The organism is Streptococcus oralis subsp. dentisani (assembly GCF_002096615.1).
Lineage (GTDB): Bacteria > Bacillota > Bacilli > Lactobacillales > Streptococcaceae > Streptococcus > Streptococcus oralis_U.
In genome coordinates this window covers 372553-393643 of sequence record NZ_NCUX01000033.1, presented here as the reverse complement: position 1 = coordinate 393643, position 21091 = coordinate 372553, and the positions used below count along the sequence as shown (strand labels likewise).

Genomic DNA, 21091 nt, shown 5'->3' with positions numbered 1-21091 from the left:
AACACCTCTCTATTTCAAAGAAGGAGTTCATTCGAACTCCTAAATCATTATTTCAATTCAAATTTCAGCTCAGCTGTTGGACGGACCAAACCACGCTCATGAAGCGTTTCTACGATCTGTACAGAGTTCCAAGCAGCACCTTTAAGAAGGTTATCTGACACAACCCACATATGGATTCCTTTTTCAGCATCCAAGTCTTTACGGATACGACCAACAAAGGTATCACGTGAGCCGACAGCATTGATGGCTTGTGGATAGATTTGATGAGCTACATCATCTTCAAGAACAGCACCTGGGAAGGCTGAAATAGCTGCTTTCACTTCTTCGATTGGAGCCACTTCTTTTGTTTCGATATAAACTGACTCAGAGTGAGCTGACAAGACTGGAATACGAACACATGTTGCGGATACTGCAATGCTGTCATCTTCCATGATTTTCTTAGTTTCCTTGGTCATCTTCATCTCTTCGTATGTGTAATCATTGTCCGTGAAGACATCGATTTGTGGAAGAGCGTTAAAGGCGATAGGATAGTGTTTCTTGTCACCACCTGAAGGCAAGATTTCCGCATGCAAATCACGTGGATTCACACCGTCATTCAAGACTTCACGAAGTTCACGTTGTGTTTCAAGAATCGCTCCCATACCAGCACCAGAGACTGCTTGGTAAGTTGAAACGATGATACGGTCCAAGCCCCATTTTTGACGGACAGGCTCAAGCGCTACCATCATTTGGATTGTTGAACAGTTAGGACAGGCAATAATCCCGTTGTGGGCATCAAGTGCGTGAGCATTGACTTCTGGAACAACCAAAGGTACGTCTGGATTTTGACGGAAATAAGATGTATTATCTACTACTACCGCTCCAGCTTGAACTGCGTATGGTGCATACTTAGCTGATGTCGAACCACCTGCTGAGAAGAGTGCAATATCAACACCCTCAAAAGCGGTCTCAGTCGTTTCTTCAATCGTAATATCTTGGTCTTTAAATTTCAAAGTCTTACCAGCTGAACGTGCAGAAGCAAGGTAACGAATTTTATCGATTGGAAGTGTTGATTCTTCCAACATTTTTATCATCTGAGCTCCGACAGCACCTGTCGCGCCGACTACAGCAACTGTATATCCCATAAATAACCTCTTTCGGAATTTTCTAAAAATTTCTATAATAGGAATATTATACTACTTTTTCAATGAATTGCAAAGCATTTTGAGGCTATATTTTCTGAAAATTAAAAATCCCTAGTCGTTGACCAGGGACTAAGAGGCATCTTCATGTGATGAGCAGGTTCACACAACTCATCAAGGTCCGCTCCTGCGTTATGACCTCCTTATGCTCAATAGTAGTCCGAAGACTACCTATCGACTCATCGCAACTACTATTCTACTAGATAGAGTCACTTTTGTCAACAGCCAAAATGCTTTAACTTCATTTATACAGGTAGATAAGAAAAACCTTGGTCTCCCAAGGTTATTTCGTTTCTATCATGCTAATTGCCGGGATTGAACCGGCGACCTCATCCTTACCATGGATGCGCTCTGCCAACTGAGCTAAATCAGCTTACCTAAAAAGTATACTATAGTTCTATGCTCTTGTCAAGCGCTCTCTTTTAATTTTATGGAATGAAAAAATCTAGATTTAGCAAGAATCTAGCTTATAAACTTCTTATTTTGTTAGATCGATTCGCTGTCCCAGTTTATTGATCAAAATCGCACCTACGATAAGTGATGCAAACTCACCAATTCCAGTAGAGAACCATGTGAAGAAGAACGGAGCTTCTGCAACGATATGGAGTTCAGCTGCAATGGTAATCATTGAAATGGAGAACAGGATTGAAAAGAAGAAATGATCTTTACGAATCAAACCATTGAACAGATAGTCATTTTTGTATTTGCTAAAGAGCCATACACCTAGACTTAGGAAAACTAGGGTAGATCCCCCACCGACAAAGACATCTATTAGACCAAAGCTAAAGAAATTAGCAATCATACAACCAATCGTCACACCGATGATATATTTGGGATTGTAAAAGGCCAAGAAATTCATCATCTCAGAAATACGGAACTGGTAAGCACCGTAGCTAATGGCATTCAGCGGTGGGGTAATGGTCAAAACCACATAGATAGCAGCAACGATAGCAATATCTGCCATGTCACGAACAGTTAATTTTTTCATGTTTTCTCCTTTAGCGGTTTCCCGCGTAAAATATGCTTGGTGAAAGAAGCTAAGCACCAAGGGTTGAGATTATCAACCTTACTAGTATAGCACATTAGCTAGCATTATGCTATACTAAAATCATGAAAAAACGAATAAAAGCTTTCTTTGATAACGAGATTCTCTCCTACCTATTTTTTGGTGGTGCTACTACTCTGGTTTCTATTGTATCACGTTTGGTTATTTACCATATCAGCCACCAGGAAATCCTTGCAACTGCCCTTGCAAATATTATTGGGATTCTCTTCGCCTTTCTCACAAATGATACAATTGTCTTTAAACAAGAGAGAAGGAATTGGCCGACTCGCCTGGCTAAATTTTTCTTAGCTCGTCTCTCAACACTTGGTCTTGACGTTCTTTTAACTTATATCTTTGTTACATCTTATCCCAATATTATCGGGCAATTTGTCAACGATCAACTAGATCAGGTAAATACCATCGAAACGCTAATTGCGCAGGTTTTGATTATCATTCTTAACTATATTTTTAGTAAAGTATACGTTTTTTATAAATGAAATGGATGTCATTAAGCATTAAGGTTGCAATATCTAGGTATTTCAGGTACAATTAAGATTAGTTTTTGAAAGGAAATTATGAAAATGTTAAAAGATCTTAAAGAATTTTTGCTTCGTGGCAATGTCGTTGATCTCGCTGTCGGTGTGATCATCGCCTCTGCTTTTGGTGCTATCGTTACTTCACTTGTAAATGACATCATCACTCCACTTATCTTGAACCCAGCTTTGAAAGCGGCGAACGTAGAACGTATCGCTGAACTTTCATGGAATGGTGTTGGTTACGGTAGCTTCTTGAGTGCTGTTATCAACTTCTTAGTGATTGGTACTGTTCTTTTCTTCGTTATCAAGGCTGTTGAAAAAGCTCAAAATCTTACTAAGAAAGAAGAGCCAGCTGAAGATACACCTGCTGCTCCAACTGAACTAGAAGTTCTTCAAGAAATCAAAGCTCTTCTTGAGAAAAAATAAGACAAAAAAGGATCTAGCTTCATGCTAAATCCTTTTTTCTTTAGTCTTTCGGCAACTTACCTGCCTTTTCTAGCATTTTTTTAATTAAGTAAGGCATCTTCACATTTTCACGGCCTTTTTTCTCAATGAGTTTTTTCACAAATTCTGGCATCTGAAGGTCATCTGTTTCTTCCATAATATCCTTGGTGGTTGCTGAAGGAGCTAACTCATCAAAGGTTTCTTCTTCTGGGAGAAAAGCTTTAAATTCTTTTTGTTCGTTGGCTCTTACAGTAGCAACTAAAGCGTCAATTAAACGGCCATCAGTATTTGGCATAGCTGGTCGATGGTAGGTGACACCTAATTCTTGACATAATTCATAACATTCTACATCGTTATCAAAAAGAACTTCAATATGCTCACTGATAAAGCTAATTGGTACAAAAATATAATGCTCTGGATGTTGCTTTTGTTCTCGCAAATATTCTAAGACATCTGGCTTGATCCAAGGGATTCCAATATCACTCTCGCTCTGCCAAGTATTGGTATACTGATCTGCTGTTAGACTGAGTTGCTCTGCTATCAACTTGCTATTATCAAAAATCTGATCGATATAAGGATCGCCAAAGTCCAAGGCAAAAATTGGAACACTATGGGCTGAAAAGATTACCTTGAAGGATTCTTCTCCCACATCGTTCCGTAAAATTTTGCTAATCTCATCTGTCCAAAAATTCAGCAAAGACTGTTGCTTATACCAATCCTTAATGACTAAAAACCGGATCTGCTGGCTCTCCAGAAACTTTTCATACCCCATAACCGAGTAGAAGGAATAATGTGGTTCTAAAATCAAACAAATACACTCTTCAACACCATCAGCCTCCATCTGCTTGATCACATCAGGGATAAAGGGCCGAGAAAATTTGTTGGCAAAGTAGATGCCATACTCTTCTCCTAAACGTTCCTTGACTAAATTGACCTCCTCACGTGTAATCCTCTGAAGCGGTGTTCCACCTATACGAACATAATTGTCATAAAGAGTCTGAATCTCGTGATCCTTGGGTCTGATTCCACGACGAATATTGGTAAAAAAATCCGCCACACTCTCAAAGGTAATCTCTTCTGGCGAACCGAATGTCATCATTAAAATTGCTTTTTTCATTGATATGTCCTTGTGATGTTTTTTTCAATTACCATTCTACCATGAAATATATAATAAATAAACGCTTTCATTCATTTTATTTTTATTTACTTCTCTTTGTCTTTCTCTCCATTCTATGATACAATGAAAAAAATGATATTAAAGGAGTTTTTATGACTTATCCGAACCTTTTAGAGCGTTTCTTGACCTACGTTAAGGTCAATACGCGTTCTGATGAACACTCTACTACTACTCCAAGTACGCAAAGCCAGGTAGATTTTGCGACCAATGTTCTGATTCCTGAAATGAAACGTGTCGGTCTGCAAAATGTTTACTACCTCCCGAATGGTTTCGCCATTGGTACCTTACCAGCTAATGATCCCAGCCTGACACGTAAGATTGGCTTCATCTCCCACATGGACACTGCTGACTTTAATGCTGAGGGAGTTAATCCGCAAGTTATCGAAAACTATGATGGTGGAGCTATCGACTTAGGTGATTCTGGATTTAAACTAGATCCGGCTGACTTCAAGAGTCTTGAGAAATATCCAGGCCAAACCCTCATCACAACCGATGGCACGACCTTGCTGGGTGCTGATGACAAGTCAGGGATCGCTGAGATTATGACTGCTATTGAATATCTGACTGCTCATCCCGAAATCAAACACTGTGAGATTCGAGTTGGTTTTGGACCAGATGAAGAAATCGGTGTTGGAGCTAACAAGTTTGATGCTGAAGACTTTGACGTTGACTTTGCCTATACTGTTGATGGTGGACCACTAGGGGAGCTTCAATACGAGACTTTCTCAGCAGCTGGTGCTGAACTCCATTTCCAAGGTCGCAATGTCCACCCTGGTACTGCTAAAGGTCAGATGGTCAATGCCCTTCAGCTAGCAATTGATTTTCATAATCAACTTCCAGAGAGTGACCGACCTGAACTGACAGATGGATACCAAGGTTTCTATCATCTTATGGATGTGTCAGGCAGTGTCGAGGAGGCGCGTGCAAGCTACATCATTCGCGATTTTGAAAAGGATGCCTTTGAAGCGCGTAAGGAAGCCATGCAGAACATTGCTGACAAAATGAATCAAGAGCTTGGGAATGATCGCGTTAGCTTGACTCTGACAGACCAGTACTACAATATGAAAGAAGTTATCGAGAAAGACATGACACCCGTTACCATTACTAAAGCTGTTATGGAAGATTTAGGTATCACGCCTATTATCGAACCAATCCGTGGTGGGACAGATGGATCTAAGATTTCCTTCATGGGTATCCCAACTCCAAATATCTTTGCTGGTGGTGAAAACATGCATGGACGTTTTGAATACGTCAGCCTTCAGACTATGGAACGTGCAGTTGATACTATCATTGGCATTGTATCTTATAAAGACTAAAAAAGACGAGGTAGCTCAGCTACTTCGCCTTTCTTTTTATTCGTTTGGTTGAGCACTTGGCTCAGACTCACTTTTCGCTTGCTTTTCTGTTGGTTGAGAAGAAGCTGTTTCACTGTCTTTCTCAGACTTGGATTGGCTAGCAGTTTCACTTGCTGTTGAACGGAGTTCTTGGTTCAAGCTTATGATCTCTTTAGCTAGAGTGAGGAGACCTTCTTTATCACTGCTTTTGGCTGCAAGTTGATCAAATAGGGCATCAACTCGTTCAAAGTCAGCATCGGACCCTTTGTTATCCTCTAAGTACTTGTGAAGAGAGAGCAAGACATTATAGAGTTTTTGGTAGATGATCACCGTTTGTGGATCTTGTTCCGCTTCTTTTTTCTCTCGTTGGATAGTCGCTGCAATACGATTCAAGAGATCCTCAAGTTGTGTTTTAGCTTCGTCAAGGTCTGCATTTTCCTTTTCAGTAGCCGCTTTGATATTAGCTGCTTCTTCAGCTAGGGATTGTTTGACACCATCTTCTTTAACACGTGCTAGGAGTTGGGCAGCTTTAGTTAGGAGAGCATCCACTTCTTCCTTCTTAACATGACTAACCCGCTCTTCTGGCATAAAATCACCGTAGAGTTCTTTTAGGAATTCATAGATGGCTGTCTTAGCAGTTTGACTATCTACTTTTTCCGTATCTAGAATAGTCTTACCAACTTTTGTAGAAACGGGTTCTTCTTTGAGAGCTTCTTCTACTTCTAGCTTAGTTTGGTAAATAGTTGGGAATAACTTGTTCAAGTCGGTTGCTTTGAGGAAAGATTGTGACTGGTAAAGTTCCCAAGTCAACTTAGCAACACGGTTCCGAAGTTCTTCTCTCAAACGACCATCAGACACATGTTCATAGAAATACTTGATGTACTCTACTGTTGTAACCCCTGTTCGATCTCGGAAATCTTGCAAGGCCTGCAGTTTCGCTTCAATGGCAGCCAACTCTGTCTCATCCTGTGCTAGTTTTGCTTCCTGCAAATGTACCAAAAGATCTTTCTTAGGCAAGCCATAAGTATCTGTATCCAATGTATTGATCTTATCTACTAGAGCTTGGTACTTCTTATCTAAAGGTGAAGTTTCAACCGGTGCCACACTTTGATCCACATGGATATACTGTTTATCAAAGAGATCCAAGGCTGCTAGGTATCCAGCAGTTGAGTTTGTTGCCAGTTTTTTCATATTTTCGGTGAACTGCCCCAAAGCAAGTTCAACACGTCTCTGCATGATTGGCTGGTCTTTGTAGAGACTTCTACTTTCCACTAAAAGTTGATCAACTTTAGAAAGAACAGTTTGTTCATCAAAAGCCCCAGGTTGATAGGCTGATTGTAGGGCTGGAATCTTGTTCTTTAATGCTACCTCATATCCCTTGGTCTGAACCTTAATGTAGTGATTGTGGTCACCATGAGGAATCACAAAACTACCACTTTCTACCTGTAAACTATAAGGAGATACCCCATCACGTAGGGCAGTCGTATACAGTTCATTTAGGAAATCCAGTTCTGGATTCCCAGTTTGGAGAGGAATACGAACATGTTCTTTTCGAACAGCATAGGGATGGATATGGGTTGGATCATAGGCTTGATCCGGATTTCCAAAGACAAAGAATCCATTTGAAATGCGAATCGCTTCGAGCGGTACTCCGTAGGTCTGTGAGATATACTTGATTTTTTCTTCATCGCTAGCATCTCTTGAGAAACTTTCCACAGTCTTTGCAAGTGGTTGAACGTGCTGCAGCTGATGATTTTCTTTCAAGTGATCTTGGGCAGCTTTGATTTGGGATGCAGTCAAGTCCTTCTTAAAGAAATAATGAGCGTGATCTCCATGAGAAACTACAAAACCTTGCTCATCTTCACTAATAACACGGTCAGCTGCAAAACCATGATCATGGTCTTCACCGTGGTGGTGGTCATGGTCTTCATGGTTGGTATCCTGACTTCCATGGTCACCGTCTTGGTCATGAGGATGATCTTGTTGAGCTGGATGCTCTGCTGGTTTGCTTGGATTTTCCAAAGGTGTTGGCTTCCCACTGTCGCTAGATAAAGGAATCATACGCGCAATCTTTTCTTCCAAGGCAGAAAGTTTTGTATATGGGATGAAATGATAGTGATTTCCGTGAGGAATCGCCACACCACTCGGCGTTCTACTTGAAATCTTAGCAGGGTCAAAAATCAAGCCATCTGATTCAGCATAACGTTGACTACTTGGAAGAGCATAGAGTTGCTGCAATAGAGTCTGTAAGCTCTCATCTTGATTGCTTGGTGTTTCAGCTTCTCGACTAAGATTGGTCGTTTGACTGGTTGCGTTTGGACTCGGACGATAGTCAGTCACACTTGCTTGTTTTCTAGTTCCAGAGAGGTAGGCTTGGGCAGCAGCCAATTCGCTAGCAGACAAGGAACTCTTTGGAATGTAGTGGTAATGTCCACCGTGAGGGACGATATAAGCATCACCAGTATCCTCTATAATATCAGATGGATTAAAGATGTAACCATCATCGGTAGTATAACGCCCTTGTGATCGAGCAAGTGTCACTGCACTGTTAGAAGTTGGTGCATCGTGAGTATGACCTTGTTTTTGGCGCTCAATTTCGCCCTTCGTACGAATATTATCAGCATGAGCCGCATCTTTAAGGTAGACATAATACTTACCATCCACCTTGATAATATAACCACCTTTGATTTCATTGACAATATCAGCATCTTTCAGTTGATAATTGGCATCTTTCATCAAAAGTTCTTCACTGAAAATTGCATCAAAAGGAACTTTACCATTGTAATAATGGAAATGATCTCCGTGTGAAGTCACATAACCTTGATCGGTGATTTTCACGACAATTTGTTCAGCCTGAATGTCTTCTTTTTTGCTAACTTGATCTGGTGTTTGGGTCGCTGTTTTTTGAGAGTCTTGCTTCCCATCGACATAAGACACACGGTTATTATCTTTGTTTCCTTCTACTTGGTGTTGATTTAATGCATAGATGCAAAGGCTTAGGGAAAGGACAAGAGCCGATCCTGCTGCAAGGTATTTCTTCTTCATTTTCATTATCTCCTCATTTTAATTCTTCTGCAAGAACATTCATGTTTTCTTCTAGATTTTCTAAGTAAGTTTTGTCATTTTCAGGATCCGCTTCTAAAGGATTGAGTGTCTTTAGGCTAACTCCTGTTGATTTGACCAAGGTCTCAGCAACTTTAGAAGAAGCATTGCTCTCAGTAAAGATAGTTTTAACCTTATAGGTCTTAACAAATTCTTGGATTTCTGTCAACTGTCTCGGACTTGGCTCTTGTTCAGGGGAAATTCCTGCTATACCAAGTTGTTTCAAACCAAAGCGTTTAGCGAGATAAGAAAAGGCTGTGTGTTGCGTAACAAAAGTCTTTTGACTCGCTTTTTCAAAAATAGGTTGGTATTTCCTGCTTAATTCTTGAGCTTTAGCGATAAAGTCTTTGGCATTCTTTTGATAAGTTTCCTTATTGGCACTATCAAGCTCCGAAAGTTTATCCGCAATAATCTGCGCTTCTTCGCCTGCTTTTTCAGGATCTAACCAAGTGTGAGGGTCGTAGAGTGTTTTTTCATCGATACCATCACCAGCTTCTACATCTTCTAAGCCCGGTACACGCTCCAAGGTCATTCCTTCAGAAGCTTCCAAAACTTTAACTTTTGAGTTTTTCAAGTTAGGATCCAGACTTCCCGCCCAAGACTCCAGTGTATGCGAGTGGTAGACAAAGACATCCGCGTCATAAATAGCAGCAATGTCATTTGCTGACGGTTCAAAGGAGTGAATTCCACTACTAGACTGAATCATCCGAACATCATTCAAGTCCCCCGATACCTCTTTGACCATGGCATAGATTGGGTAAAAACTTGTTACAATCTTCATCCCTTTTGCTTCTTGTTTTTCTTTTTGGCTACATGCTCCTAATACAAGAACCAACAGACTTGCCACTAATAATAGAAATGTTCTTTTTTTCATCATTACTCCTTAACTAGTATTTAACCATTTAATTAACTAGTAAATAGTTTATCTTTATTTACACTATATGTCAAGATATTTTACATATTTTCATGAAAAAAATGAGAACTAGAACTTACATTCTGTTCTCATTTTCGATTTTAACTTTTCTAGTTCTCCTATTCTGTTTTTAGGAGCTAGAAAATTGTATTAGGTTTATCTGCCCTCCTTTAACAATGCCAACAACTTTTCAGCTTCAGCCATAATGCTATTGTTGTCCTGGGCACCAAATAGCAGATTATTTTTTAAACCTGTGAGAGTTTCTTTGGCATTGGACTTGATAATGGGGTCTTGGATCTTTGCAAGTAGCTCTTCAGCCTCTCTCAACTTCGCTTCAACCTTTTCAGTCTCGACCTGAGGTTCTTCTGGTTCCTCTGGTGATTCTTCTTCCGGCTCCTCAGTTGGTTTTGGAGATTCTGGTTTCTCACTTTGAGGCTTCTCTTCGCGTGGCTTTTCTTCCTCAGGTTTGTCTGTCCGAGGTTTCTCCTCTGATGGTTTTTCCGTTTGATTGTTATCAGCTTGACCATTTTGGTTTCTTTGAACATGGTCACTTGCATTGCCCCAACCACTATCTGAATGCGGACGTTCGTTTGGATGTTCGACATAGTACTTGACAGTCGCAAAGAGATCTTCTAGACTATACCCCTTAGGTGCCTCATAAAGTCCTTCGTCAAACCACTCAAATTTGATGTTATGGTAATGATCATAATGAGGAATGATTAAACTACCGTTTTTAACTTCCACGGTATGTTGGAGATTGTAAGGCATACGATCAAGCGGCACCTTCTTAGCTGCTTTCACGCGGTTGTAGATAGCTTCTGCTCCTTTAGCCTCCGTATTTCCTGGATTCTGATGGTCTGTTGAAGGAGGAGTCAAACCTTTCTCTTTAGCATAAGCCTGGGCTGCCGCTCTTTCGGCTTCAGACAAACTATCTTTTTTAATCCAATGACTATGAGTCATATGTGGAGTTACATAGGCATCCCCCTCATCACTGGTGATATCACGAGGATCAAAGATATAGCCATCTTCTGTTGTATACTTGCCTGCAAACTTAGCTACCTGAATCTCATCATCTGTGTAAGCAATTTGCGCATTTGGTTTTCCCAGACGTTCTGGATGACGAATCGGCGCTAGGAAGGCCAGAATATCATCCACCAACTTGACTTTATCACTTGAGGCATCGTTGAGTCGTTCCAACAGTTTATCCAAAGTGTTAAAATCAGTTTGACGCCCTTTATTAGAAATCAAATCTTGATGAACTCTTGCTAGTAAATCATAAGCCTTATTGTAAAATTCACGATCAGTAGACGGGAGGTTGGTTTTCTTAGCTCCTAGCTTATGAGCTAAACTTTCTTGCTTGGTTAGTTTACTATCAATGGCTGCAGCAGTTTCTGCTGAAAGCTCCTTGGCAGGAATATAACGCGAGGTTCCATTCTCCTCAAATACATAGCCATCAGCTACTTTTCGAATCGCCTGTTTGACTAATTTCTCATCAATTGGATTGCTTGGAGCTGGTTGAGGATTTGGTGCAGGTTGTGGAGTCGGACTAGGTTCTGGAGTCGGTTGTGGACTTGGTTCTGCTGGTCTTGAATCCGGCACCCAATGATTCGAACGATAGCGAGGTGGGATGATGCGAGCGATTCGTTCTTCCAATTCAGACATCTGTGAATAAGGGATGAAATGGTAATGGTTCCCATGAGGCACTGCAACCCCTCTGGCTGTGCGACTTGTGATTTGTGCTGGGTCGAAAACAAGGCCATCAGATTCCACATGTCGTTGGCTCAAAGGCAGTTTGTAGAGCTGTCTCAAAAGACTATCAATGTCATCACTTTGACTTACTTGGCTATCGTTGCTACTGTTGTTAGCTGTGTTCGTGTTCGTATAGCCACTGCCTTGGTTATTATAGGATGGGGTCCATCTATCTACATCGCTGCTAGCACTGTTGTTATTGGTACGGCGATAAGTAGGCGTATTTGATCGGCCACTTCTACCAGATAGAAAGGCTTCTGCTGCAGCCAATTCGCTGGCTGATAACTCATTCTTAGGAATGTAATGGTAATGATCGCCATGAGGAACGATATAAGCATCACCAGTATCTTCAATGATATCAGAGGCATTAAAGATATAACCATCATCTGTGGTGTAGCGTCCCTGTGAACGCGCCAAGGCTACCGCACCATCGTTTGCTGAAGTTCCTCTTTCACGATGCTGACTATGTTCTTGTTTTTGCCGATTGATTTCTTCTTTTGTACGGACATTATCAGCATGGGTTGCATCCTTAAGGTAAACATAGTATTTTCCATCTACCTTGATAACATAACCACCCTTGATTTCACTGACAATATCCTCGTCCTTGAGCTGGTAGTTTGGATCCTTCATCAGCAACTCTTCACTGATGATAGCATCATAAGGAACCTTGCCATTGTAATAATGATAGTGGTCGCCATGTGAAGTAACATAGCCTTGGTCTGTTATCTTGATGACGATTTGTTCGGCATTGATGCCTTCTTTTTTACTGACCTCATCAGGAGTCAGATTCTCTGTTTTTTGCGCAGCTTGTTTACCATCAACATAAGACACACGGTTATTTTCCTTTACTGTTCTAGCTTGATACAGTCCCAACTCGTAAGAGCAAACACTTAAAATTAAAGCTGCCGCAGAACCAGCAAGGTATTTTTTATTAATTTTCATCGAAACTCACTTTCTTTTTGATATTTCTAGTTGCAATTCATTTCTAAATTGCAGAAACTCCTCTCTATTACTTAACTGGTTAATAGTTTACTCCTAAATTTCCAACTTGTCAAGAATTTTATAAACCAGTTAAGTATTTTTGCTCTGACCACAACTTTCTCTAGAATGGACTTTATATAAGAAAGATCATCTTGAACATTTTTTTAAAATATCTAAAAAAATCCCTGCAACTGAGTTGCAAGGACCTTTCGATTAATCAAAATTAACGTATTCTTTTTGAAGTTCAAGAACTTCTTCCATTGTTGAGCATTCTGTAAGGGCACGGTTTGCGTACTCTTCCATCTTAGCTGTGTCAAGTTTCTTCATCAAGCTACGTGTACGAAGTACAGATGTTGCTGACATAGAGAACTCATCCAAGCCCATTCCGACAAGAAGTGGAACAGCTTGTTGGTCACCAGCCATCTCACCACACATACCAGCCCATTTACCTTCAGCGTGAGCTGCTTTGATAACGTTGTTGATCAAACGTAGGATTGATGGGTTGTATGGTTGGTAAAGGTATGAAACTTGCTCGTTCATACGGTCTGCTGCCATTGTGTATTGGATCAAGTCGTTTGTACCAATTGAGAAGAAGTCAACTTCTTTGGCAAATTGGTCTGCAAGCATAGCCGCTGCAGGAATCTCGATCATGATACCAACTTGGATATTATCCGCAACTGCAACACCTTCAGCAAGAAGGTTTGCTTTTTCTTCATCAAAGACTGCTTTCGCTGCACGGAATTCTTTCAAGAGCGCAACCATTGGGAACATGATACGCAATTGACCGTGAACAGACGCACGAAGAAGAGCACGGATTTGTGTGCGGAACATAGCATCTCCAGTCTCAGAGATAGAGATACGAAGAGCACGGAATCCAAGGAATGGGTTCATTTCGTGAGGCATATCGAAGTAAGGAAGTTCCTTATCTCCACCGATATCCATTGTACGAACGACAACAGGTTTACCGTTCATTCCTTCAAGTACAGCCTTGTATGCTTCGTACTGCTCGTCTTCTGTTGGGAAGTCTTGAGAATCCATGTACAAGAATTCTGTACGGTAAAGACCAACAGCTTCAGCACCGTTGTCATTGACACCTTCAACGTCTTTTGGAGTACCGATGTTGGCAGCCAATTCGAAGTGTTTGCCATCAGCAGTCACTGTTTTAGCATCTTTCAAGAGTGCCCATTCAGCTTTTTGTTGAGCATACGCTTCACCAGCTGCTTTAAATTCTGCTGCTTGTTCATCAGTTGGGTTGATAATAACCTCACCTGTGATCCCGTTAACGGCAAGGATGTCACCGTCTTTAACGATTTCAGTGATGTTGTTTGTACCCAATACAGCAGCGATTTCAAGTGTACGTGCCATGATAGCTGAGTGGCTTGTACGTCCACCGATGTTGGTTACAAAAGCTTTTACAAAGTTCTTGTCCAATTGAGCTGTATCAGAAGGAGTCAAGTCATGTGCGATGACGATTACTTCTTCATTGATAGAAGCTGGGTTTGGCAATTTTTTACCAAGAAGATTTGCCAATACACGTTTTGTCACGTCGCGGATATCCGCTGCACGTTCTTGCATGTATGGGTTGTCTTCCATACCCTCAAAGATAGTGATAAACATGTCTGTCACTTCTTTCAGACCTGCTTCCGCATTCACTTTCTTAGCACGAATTGTTTCTTTGATTTGACTAATCATTTCTGGGTCAGCAAGAACCATTAAGTGAGCGTCAAATACTTGAGCAGCTTCTTCACCTAGCGTACCTACTGCTTTCTCACGAATAACAGAAAGCTCGTCTTGTGATGCTTTTAGAGCGACATCAAGGCGAGCTTCTTCTGCGTTTGTATCTTCGACTGTAATAGTCTCAAATGACAAATCCGGTTGAACGAGTAGATATGCTTTTGCAACTGCAACACCGTCTGATGCTGCGATTCCTTTAAGCATTTCTGTCATTTCCTTATGCCAATCCTTCTTTTTCCATTGTTTCTGAGATAGCAGCGATTGCATCGTCAGCATCTGCACCTTCAGCTGAAATTGTAACGTCAGCGCCTTGGCCAACACCAAGACTCATAACACCCATGATAGATTTAAGGTTTACTGATTTACCTTTGTACTCAAGAGTGATATCTGAAGCAAATTTGCTAGCTGTTTGTACCAACAATGTTGCTGGACGTGCGTGGATACCTGTTTCTGCCACTACGTGGAAATCTTTAGAAGCCATAGTTTGACTCTCCTTTAAGTGTTTTCTATTTGAGTTATAAGTGATAACCCTTACAATAGTGTATTATATCACCTTCAAGATAATTTTTCAAGTGTTTTATGGACTTTCTTCAATTTCCTTTCAGATAACTTGCTGAAAATCTTCTATATAAATTACCAACATACAGGATATAGTTTTGAGTTCTCATCAGTCTTTGATAGGTCAATGAAAACGCAATCTTTACCAATCGTCTCATACTATATATAGTGTCCTGATTTTAAATATTTTTATCTAAAACACAATATTTAGTCAAAATTGTTTGACAAAGTTTTTTTTTCTGATATACTAAGAAAGTAATCAAATTTTATGAGGAGTTACGAAAATGGTAACGGTTTATTCTAAAAATAATTGTGTACAATGTAAAATGACCAAGCGTTTCTTGGATAGCAACAATGTCGCTTATCGTGAGATCAATCTCGATGAGCAACCTGAGTACGTCGATCAAGTTAAAGAGCTCGGTTTCAGCGCTGCTCCTGTTATCCAAACACCAACTGAAGTCTTTTCAGGCTTCCAACCAGGAAAACTGAAACAATTAGCATAATCTTAGTACATCATCCAGAAGAAACTCGCTTCTAGGGCTAACTTAGAAGCCTTTCTTTTGTAATTAGATAAGGGAAATTTTATGGGATTAAAACATCTTGAGGACGTAACTTACTTCCGTCTTAATAACGAAATCAACCGTCCTGTTAATGGACAAATCATGCTGCATAAAGATAAAGAAGCCTTGGATGCCTTCTTTAAAGAAAATGTAGTACCAAATACAATGTTTTTTGATTCAATCACTGATAAAATCAACTACCTCATTGAACACAACTACATCGAAACTGCCTTTCTCAAGAAATACCGTCCAGAGTTTTTGGAAGAATTGCATCAATTCATCAAGGATCAAAACTTCCAATTCAAGTCATTCATGGCTGCCTATAAATTTTACAACCAGTATGCCTTGAAGACTAACGACGGTGAATACTACCTTGAAAGCATGGAAGACCGTGTCTTCTTTAATGCACTTTACTTTGCTGACGGGGATGAAGCAATTGCGACTGATATTGCCAATGAAATCATCCACCAACGCTACCAACCTGCTACTCCTTCCTTCTTGAATGCTGGCCGTGCTCGTCGTGGGGAGTTGGTATCTTGTTTCTTGATTCAAGTGACTGATGATATGAACTCTATCGGACGTTCTATCAACTCTGCTCTTCAACTTTCACGTATCGGTGGTGGTGTGGGAATTTCCCTCAGTAACCTTCGTGAAGCTGGAGCTCCTATCAAGGGTTATGAAGGTGCTGCTTCTGGTGTCGTACCAGTTATGAAACTCTTCGAAGACAGTTTCTCTTACTCAAACCAACTCGGGCAACGTCAAGGTGCTGGGGTTGTCTACCTCAATGTCTTTCACCCAGATATCATCGCTTTCCTTTCCACTAAGAAAGAAAATGCCGATGAAAAAGTTCGTGTAAAGACCCTTTCACTTGGTGTTGTAGTACCAGATAAATTCTACGAATTGGCGCGTAAAAATGAAGAAATGTACCTCTTCAGCCCGTACTCTGTAGAACTTGAGTATGGTGTGCCATTCAACTACATCGACATCACTGAAAAATACGATGAATTAGTCGCAAATCCAAATATCCGCAAGACAAAAATCAAGGCGCGTGATTTGGAAACTGAAATCTCTAAATTGCAACAAGAGTCTGGTTACCCTTATGTCGTCAACATTGATACAGCTAACCGCGCAAATCCTGTTGATGGTAAGATTATCATGAGTAACTTGTGTTCTGAGATTCTTCAAGTTCAAGAACCAAGCTTGATCAACGATGCTCAAGAATTCCTACAAATGGGAACGGACGTTTCATGTAACCTTGGATCAACCAACGTGGTCAACATGATGACTTCACCTGACTTTGGTCGTTCTATTCGCGCTATGGTTCGTGCCCTTACTTTCGTTACAGATAGTTCACACATCGTAGCTGTCCCTACTATCGACCACGGAAACAGTTTAGCTCACACCTTTGGTCTTGGTGCCATGGGGCTTCATAGTTACCTTGCCCAACAACTGATTGAGTACGGATCACATGAGTCAATTGAATTTACAAGCATCTACTTTATGCTTATGAACTACTGGACCTTGGTGGAGTCAAACAATATTGCGCGCGAACGTGGTATCACCTTCCACAACTTTGAAAAATCAGACTACGCTAACGGTAGCTACTTCGACAAGTATGTGACAGGCGAGTTTATTCCAAAATCAGACCGTGTTAAAGAACTTTTCAAAGATGTCTTTATTCCAAGTGCTGCGGATTGGGCTGAACTTCGCGAAAAGGTTCAAGCAGATGGTCTTTATCACCAAAACCGTCTTGCTGTAGCGCCAAATGGTTCTATCAGCTACATTAACGATGTTTCTGCTTCTATCCACCCGATTACACAACGTATCGAAGAACGCCAAGAGAAGAAAATCGGTAAGATCTACTACCCTGCTGCAGGCTTATCAACAGATACTATCCCTTACTACACTTCTGCTTACGACATGGATATGCGCAAGGTGATTGATGTTTACGCTGCTGCGACTGAGCACGTGGACCAAGGACTTTCCCTCACTCTCTTCATGCGTAGTGACATTCCAAAAGGTCTTTACGAATGGAAGAAAGAAAACAAACAAACGACACGTGACTTGTCTATCCTTCGTAACTATGCTTTTAACAAGGGTATCAAATCTATCTACTACGTCCGTACCTTTACAGACGACGGTGGGGAAGTTGGTGCTAACCAATGCGAAAGCTGTGTGATTTAATTTTTATCTGAAGCAACCACATTTTCTCAGACTACTGATTAAATTACCCGCCATACAAAACTTGATAAGTATCTTAAATACCATGAAAAACTAAAAAGTCGGGCTTCCGACTTTTTGTGCGATACTCTTCTCAGACTATGATAAAATAGAGATGATTCGACAATCGCATTATTACATACAGAAAGAGATTTCAAATGGAAACTTACTACAAAGCCATTAACTGGAATGCCATCGAAGATGTCATCGACAAATCAACTTGGGAAAAGCTAACGGAGCAATTCTGGCTCGATACGCGTATTCCCTTGTCAAATGACCTAGACGACTGGAGAAAACTATCAAACAAAGAAAAAGACTTGGTTGGAAAAGTCTTTGGTGGTTTAACGCTTCTTGATACCATGCAATCTGAAACAGGGGTTCAGGCTCTTCGTTCTGACATCCGTACACCGCATGAGGAAGCTGTTTTTAACAACATCCAATTTATGGAATCTGTCCATGCAAAATCTTATTCTTCTATCTTCTCTACCTTGAATACCAAGGCTGAGATTGAAGAAATCTTTGAATGGACCAACACAAATCCCTACCTTCAAAGAAAAGCAGAAATTATCAATGAAATCTATCTCAATGGTAGCCCACTTGAAAAGAAAGTTGCCAGCGTTTTCCTTGAAACCTTCCTCTTCTACTCTGGTTTCTTTACACCGCTTTACTATCTCGGTAACAACAAACTGGCCAACGTTGCGGAAATCATCAAACTGATCATTCGTGATGAGTCTGTTCACGGAACTTACATTGGTTACAAATTCCAACTTGGTTTCAATGAATTGCCTGAAGAAGAGCAAGAAAAGCTCAAAGAATGGATGTACGACTTGCTCTACACTCTTTATGAAAACGAAGAAGGTTATACAGAAAGTCTCTATGACGGTGTTGGCTGGACCGAAGAGGTGAAAACCTTCCTTCGTTACAATGCCAATAAGGCTCTTATGAACTTAGGACAAGATCCACTTTTCCCAGATTCAGCTGATGATGTCAATCCAATCGTTATGAACGGAATTTCAACAGGAACTTCTAACCACGACTTCTTCTCTCAAGTCGGAAATGGTTACCTCCTTGGTGAAGTTGAAGCCATGCAAGACGAGGATTACAACTACGGTTTGGACTAATTTGACCAAACATTCAAAATATCATGGTTTGTTTAAAACAACCATGGTATTTTTGTTTTTGTTTTATTTTGTTTTTTTCTATTTGATTGATTGAGCGTTTTATGGTAAGATAATAATAGTAGAAATCGAGGTGATAAGGATGCTAAAGCAAGAAAAACTAGATAGTATTCTAGAAGCAGTAAACACAAAAGGTACCATTACTGTAAAAGAGATTATGGAGAGTCTTGATGTGTCAGATATGACGGCTCGCCGCTATTTGCAAGAACTAGCAGATAAGGATTTGCTGGTTCGTGTGCATGGTGGTGCTGAAAAACTTCGTACAGGTTCTCTCTTAAACAACGAACGCTCAAATGTCGAAAAGCAAGGCTTGCAGATTGCTGAAAAACAAGAAATTAGCCGTTTTGCTGGTCATTTGATTGACGAAGGGGAAACTATTTTTATCGGGCCAGGAACAACCTTAGAATGTTTTGCTCGTGAGCTCCCTATCGATAACATTCGTGTTGTAACAAACAGTCTTCCTGTTTTTCTCATCCTAAACGAACGAAAACTAACAGATTTGATTTTGATTGGTGGAAATTATCGCTCTATCACTGGTGCTTTTGTGGGGACACTCACCTTGCAGGATTTGACCAATCTTCAGTTCTCTAAGGCTTTTGTAAGTTGTAATGGTATCAAGGATAAGGCTATTGCCACCTTCAGTGAGGAGGAAGGGGAAGCGCAACGAATCGCCCTGAATAATGCCAATAAAAAATACTTACTGGCAGACCACAGTAAGTTTAATAAGTTTGATTTTTACACTTTCTACAATATCTCAGAGATTGATACCATCGTTTCAGATTCCAAACTGAGTCAGGAGACATTTGAAGAACTGTCGAAACAAACAACCATTCTTTTATCAAAACCATAAAAATTCCCCTGCCTTTTTTGGTGGGGAATTTTTGTTGAATTTTATTCAATAAGTTGTGTCTCAGCTAGTTTCTTGTACCAGTGAGCTGATTTCTTTGGATAACGCTCCTGGGTTTCAAAATCAACATAGAAGAGGCCGTAACGCTTTTCATAGCCATTCGACCAAGAAAAGACATCCATCAGCGACCAGATAAAGTAGCCTTTGACATTGGCTCCATCAGCGATTGCATCTGCAATCACTTCCATATGTTTCTTAACATAATCAATCCGTCCATCATCGTAGACTGTCCCATCCACAAACTCATCTTTGTATCCGAGACCATTCTCTGTGATGTAGATTTTCTTGTAGTTTGGGTAATCTTTCTTCACGCGCATGATTTGATCATACAAACCTTGAGGGTAGATAATCCAGTCCCAATCCGTACGTGGGACATAGTCAGGCGCCACTCGACGTCCAACTCCCTTAATCTGATACTTAGAGCTTCCCTTTTCACCCTTTCCATTGTGGATGATTTCCGTCTCTCCGTCAAAGGCTTGCATCCAATCACTCATGTAGTAGTTAATTCCAAGGAAGTCATTCAGGTCTTTTGCAGCTTCTAGCACAGCGAAGTCTTCTTCACGCAGATCTAAACTTCCACCATTGACTGCTAAGATATGGTTGACACCTTCCATTGTTTCTTCGGAATATCGTCCTAGATAAGTCGCATCCAAAATAAATTTATTGTGAATGATATCTTCTAACTCGGCTGCACGAACATCTGCTGGATTATCTGGATCCAGAGGATACTTAGTAGGCAGGGCATGAACCACACCAATTTCACCCTTGTATCCCTTATCCTTGAAAAGTTTTACTGCACGCGCATGCGACACCATCATATTGTGATGAGATTGGAAGACTTTGGCAAGGTCGTACTGGATACCTGGTGGAAATTTCCCAACCAAATACTGGCCGTCTCCTATCGGCCCAATTTCATTAAAGGTTGTCCAAAAGTTAACTTCAGGAAATTCTTCAAAACAGAAAGCAGCGTAGTCTACAAAGTGTTCAATGTTTTCACGGTTTAAGAAGTCTCCATTTGAATGTAGAGCTTCTGGCGTATCAAAGTGATGAAGAGTTACAAAGGGCTCAACATGCCGTTTGTGGCACTCTGCAAATAGATTATGATAAAACTCAACTCCCTTGGCATTGACTTTCCCGTAACCAGTTGGAAAGATACGTGACCAAGCGATTGAAATACGGATACCATTGACACCATACTCTTCTGCTAGTTTGAGGTCAACTGGGTATTTGTGGTAGAAATCACTGGCTGGTTCAGCAGTGTACCAGTAGTTATCTTTGAGGTATTTGTCCCAGGCAACTGGTCCTTTACCATCAGTATTGGTCGCACCTTCTGCTTGGTAGGCTGCTGTTGCCCCGCCAAAAATAAAGTCTTTTGGAAGTGTTTTTGTCATTTGATTCACCTTTCAAGAAATAGAAATGAGATGGGGATATAGTTGGGAGGAGTTCCTCCATCTCACTTCTTCGCTATTTAC

The 21091-nt window shown here is 40.7% G+C and carries 16 protein-coding genes, 1 tRNA gene and 1 riboswitch; of the genes, 7 read left to right on the top strand and 10 right to left on the bottom strand.

Features of this window, described 5'->3' with window-relative positions; translation table 11 throughout:
• Positions 1-47: 47 nt before the first annotated feature.
• The 3 genes from B7708_RS09095 to B7708_RS09085 all read right to left on the bottom strand — a co-directional run bounded on the left by B7708_RS09095 (position 48) and on the right by B7708_RS09085 (position 2169).
• Positions 48-1124: an aspartate-semialdehyde dehydrogenase gene (locus B7708_RS09095; protein WP_084925911.1), complete on the bottom strand. Its 1077-nt coding sequence runs from the start codon at positions 1122-1124 to the stop codon at positions 48-50.
• A gap of 357 nt (positions 1125-1481) precedes the next feature.
• Positions 1482-1554, bottom strand: a tRNA-Thr gene (locus B7708_RS09090).
• Positions 1555-1659: 105 nt separating this feature from the next.
• Complete coding sequence (locus tag B7708_RS09085; RefSeq protein ID WP_084975303.1) at positions 1660-2169, bottom strand: QueT transporter family protein; 510 nt, start codon at positions 2167-2169, stop codon at positions 1660-1662.
• Positions 2167-2263, bottom strand: a riboswitch (PreQ1 riboswitch). Its footprint overlaps the gene before it by 3 nt.
• A gap of 28 nt (positions 2264-2291) precedes the next feature.
• Between B7708_RS09085 and B7708_RS09080 the strand changes: the two genes are divergently transcribed.
• On the top strand, positions 2292-2723 hold the full coding sequence (locus B7708_RS09080) for a GtrA family protein (RefSeq protein WP_084975301.1): 432 nt from the start codon (positions 2292-2294) through the stop codon (positions 2721-2723).
• A gap of 84 nt (positions 2724-2807) precedes the next feature.
• Positions 2808-3188 carry a large conductance mechanosensitive channel protein MscL gene (gene mscL, locus B7708_RS09075; protein ID WP_000910209.1) on the top strand — a complete coding sequence of 127 codons (381 nt, stop codon included), beginning with the start codon at positions 2808-2810 and terminating at the stop codon, positions 3186-3188.
• Positions 3189-3228: 40 nt separating this feature from the next.
• Here mscL and hemH read toward each other — a convergent pair whose 3' ends face one another.
• Entirely contained in the window at positions 3229-4323 is a 1095-nt protein-coding gene (gene hemH / locus B7708_RS09070; protein WP_084975300.1) for a ferrochelatase, read from the bottom strand.
• Between the two features lie 152 nt (positions 4324-4475).
• Here hemH and pepT point away from each other — a divergent pair, with 152 nt between their 5' ends.
• Positions 4476-5699, top strand: a complete 1224-nt coding sequence (gene pepT / locus B7708_RS09065; protein WP_084975298.1) for a peptidase T — start codon at positions 4476-4478, stop codon at positions 5697-5699.
• 36 nt (positions 5700-5735) lie between these two features.
• On the opposite strand, the gene B7708_RS09060 is transcribed toward pepT, so the two are convergent.
• The 5 genes from B7708_RS09060 to B7708_RS09040 form a co-directional block, all read right to left on the bottom strand.
• Entirely contained in the window at positions 5736-8762 is a 3027-nt protein-coding gene (locus B7708_RS09060) for a pneumococcal-type histidine triad protein (protein WP_084975296.1), read from the bottom strand.
• A gap of 13 nt (positions 8763-8775) precedes the next feature.
• Positions 8776-9693 carry a metal ABC transporter substrate-binding protein gene (locus B7708_RS09055; protein WP_084975294.1) on the bottom strand — a complete coding sequence of 306 codons (918 nt, stop codon included), beginning with the start codon at positions 9691-9693 and terminating at the stop codon, positions 8776-8778.
• 195 nt (positions 9694-9888) lie between these two features.
• Positions 9889-12423, bottom strand: a complete 2535-nt coding sequence (locus B7708_RS09050; RefSeq protein WP_084975292.1) for a pneumococcal-type histidine triad protein — start codon at positions 12421-12423, stop codon at positions 9889-9891.
• A gap of 252 nt (positions 12424-12675) precedes the next feature.
• Positions 12676-14409: a phosphoenolpyruvate--protein phosphotransferase gene (gene ptsP / locus B7708_RS09045; protein WP_084975291.1), complete on the bottom strand. Its 1734-nt coding sequence runs from the start codon at positions 14407-14409 to the stop codon at positions 12676-12678.
• Positions 14410-14413: 4 nt separating this feature from the next.
• Entirely contained in the window at positions 14414-14677 is a 264-nt protein-coding gene (locus B7708_RS09040; RefSeq protein ID WP_000146947.1) for a phosphocarrier protein HPr, read from the bottom strand.
• A gap of 361 nt (positions 14678-15038) precedes the next feature.
• Between B7708_RS09040 and nrdH the strand changes: the two genes are divergently transcribed.
• From nrdH to B7708_RS09020, 4 genes are all read left to right on the top strand, one after another.
• Positions 15039-15257 (top strand): glutaredoxin-like protein NrdH, encoded by a 219-nt coding sequence (nrdH, locus tag B7708_RS09035; RefSeq protein WP_000259241.1) that lies wholly within the window; start codon positions 15039-15041, stop codon positions 15255-15257.
• An 81-nt stretch (positions 15258-15338) separates the two neighbouring features.
• Complete coding sequence (nrdE, locus tag B7708_RS09030) at positions 15339-17498, top strand: class 1b ribonucleoside-diphosphate reductase subunit alpha (RefSeq protein WP_084975289.1); 2160 nt, start codon at positions 15339-15341, stop codon at positions 17496-17498.
• Between the two features lie 194 nt (positions 17499-17692).
• Positions 17693-18655 carry a class 1b ribonucleoside-diphosphate reductase subunit beta gene (gene nrdF, locus B7708_RS09025; RefSeq protein WP_000451378.1) on the top strand — a complete coding sequence of 321 codons (963 nt, stop codon included), beginning with the start codon at positions 17693-17695 and terminating at the stop codon, positions 18653-18655.
• Positions 18656-18794: 139 nt separating this feature from the next.
• Positions 18795-19562, top strand: coding sequence for a DeoR/GlpR family DNA-binding transcription regulator (locus tag B7708_RS09020; protein WP_084975287.1), 768 nt, complete (start codon positions 18795-18797; stop codon positions 19560-19562).
• A 41-nt stretch (positions 19563-19603) separates the two neighbouring features.
• Here the strand turns inward: B7708_RS09020 and lacG are convergent, their stop codons facing one another.
• Positions 19604-21010 (bottom strand): 6-phospho-beta-galactosidase, encoded by a 1407-nt coding sequence (lacG, locus tag B7708_RS09015; RefSeq protein WP_084975285.1) that lies wholly within the window; start codon positions 21008-21010, stop codon positions 19604-19606.
• Positions 21011-21091: the final 81 nt, after the last annotated feature.

Excerpts from the sequence above, each read along its gene's own strand:
- B7708_RS09095 (WP_084925911.1), bottom strand. The coding sequence starts at position 1,124 with ATGGGATATACAGTTGCTGTAGTCGGCGCGACAGGTGCTGTCGGAGCT.
- B7708_RS09085 (WP_084975303.1), bottom strand. The coding sequence starts at position 2,169 with ATGAAAAAATTAACTGTTCGTGACATGGCAGATATTGCTATCGTTGCT.
- B7708_RS09080 (WP_084975301.1), top strand. The coding sequence starts at position 2,292 with ATGAAAAAACGAATAAAAGCTTTCTTTGATAACGAGATTCTCTCCTAC.
- mscL (WP_000910209.1), top strand. The coding sequence starts at position 2,808 with ATGTTAAAAGATCTTAAAGAATTTTTGCTTCGTGGCAATGTCGTTGAT.
- hemH (WP_084975300.1), bottom strand. The coding sequence starts at position 4,323 with ATGAAAAAAGCAATTTTAATGATGACATTCGGTTCGCCAGAAGAGATT.
- pepT (WP_084975298.1), top strand. The coding sequence starts at position 4,476 with ATGACTTATCCGAACCTTTTAGAGCGTTTCTTGACCTACGTTAAGGTC.
- B7708_RS09060 (WP_084975296.1), bottom strand. The coding sequence starts at position 8,762 with ATGAAGAAGAAATACCTTGCAGCAGGATCGGCTCTTGTCCTTTCCCTA.
- B7708_RS09055 (WP_084975294.1), bottom strand. The coding sequence starts at position 9,693 with ATGAAAAAAAGAACATTTCTATTATTAGTGGCAAGTCTGTTGGTTCTT.
- B7708_RS09050 (WP_084975292.1), bottom strand. The coding sequence starts at position 12,423 with ATGAAAATTAATAAAAAATACCTTGCTGGTTCTGCGGCAGCTTTAATT.
- ptsP (WP_084975291.1), bottom strand. The coding sequence starts at position 14,409 with ATGACAGAAATGCTTAAAGGAATCGCAGCATCAGACGGTGTTGCAGTT.
- B7708_RS09040 (WP_000146947.1), bottom strand. The coding sequence starts at position 14,677 with ATGGCTTCTAAAGATTTCCACGTAGTGGCAGAAACAGGTATCCACGCA.
- nrdH (WP_000259241.1), top strand. The coding sequence starts at position 15,039 with ATGGTAACGGTTTATTCTAAAAATAATTGTGTACAATGTAAAATGACC.
- nrdE (WP_084975289.1), top strand. The coding sequence starts at position 15,339 with ATGGGATTAAAACATCTTGAGGACGTAACTTACTTCCGTCTTAATAAC.
- nrdF (WP_000451378.1), top strand. The coding sequence starts at position 17,693 with ATGGAAACTTACTACAAAGCCATTAACTGGAATGCCATCGAAGATGTC.
- B7708_RS09020 (WP_084975287.1), top strand. The coding sequence starts at position 18,795 with ATGCTAAAGCAAGAAAAACTAGATAGTATTCTAGAAGCAGTAAACACA.
- lacG (WP_084975285.1), bottom strand. The coding sequence starts at position 21,010 with ATGACAAAAACACTTCCAAAAGACTTTATTTTTGGCGGGGCAACAGCA.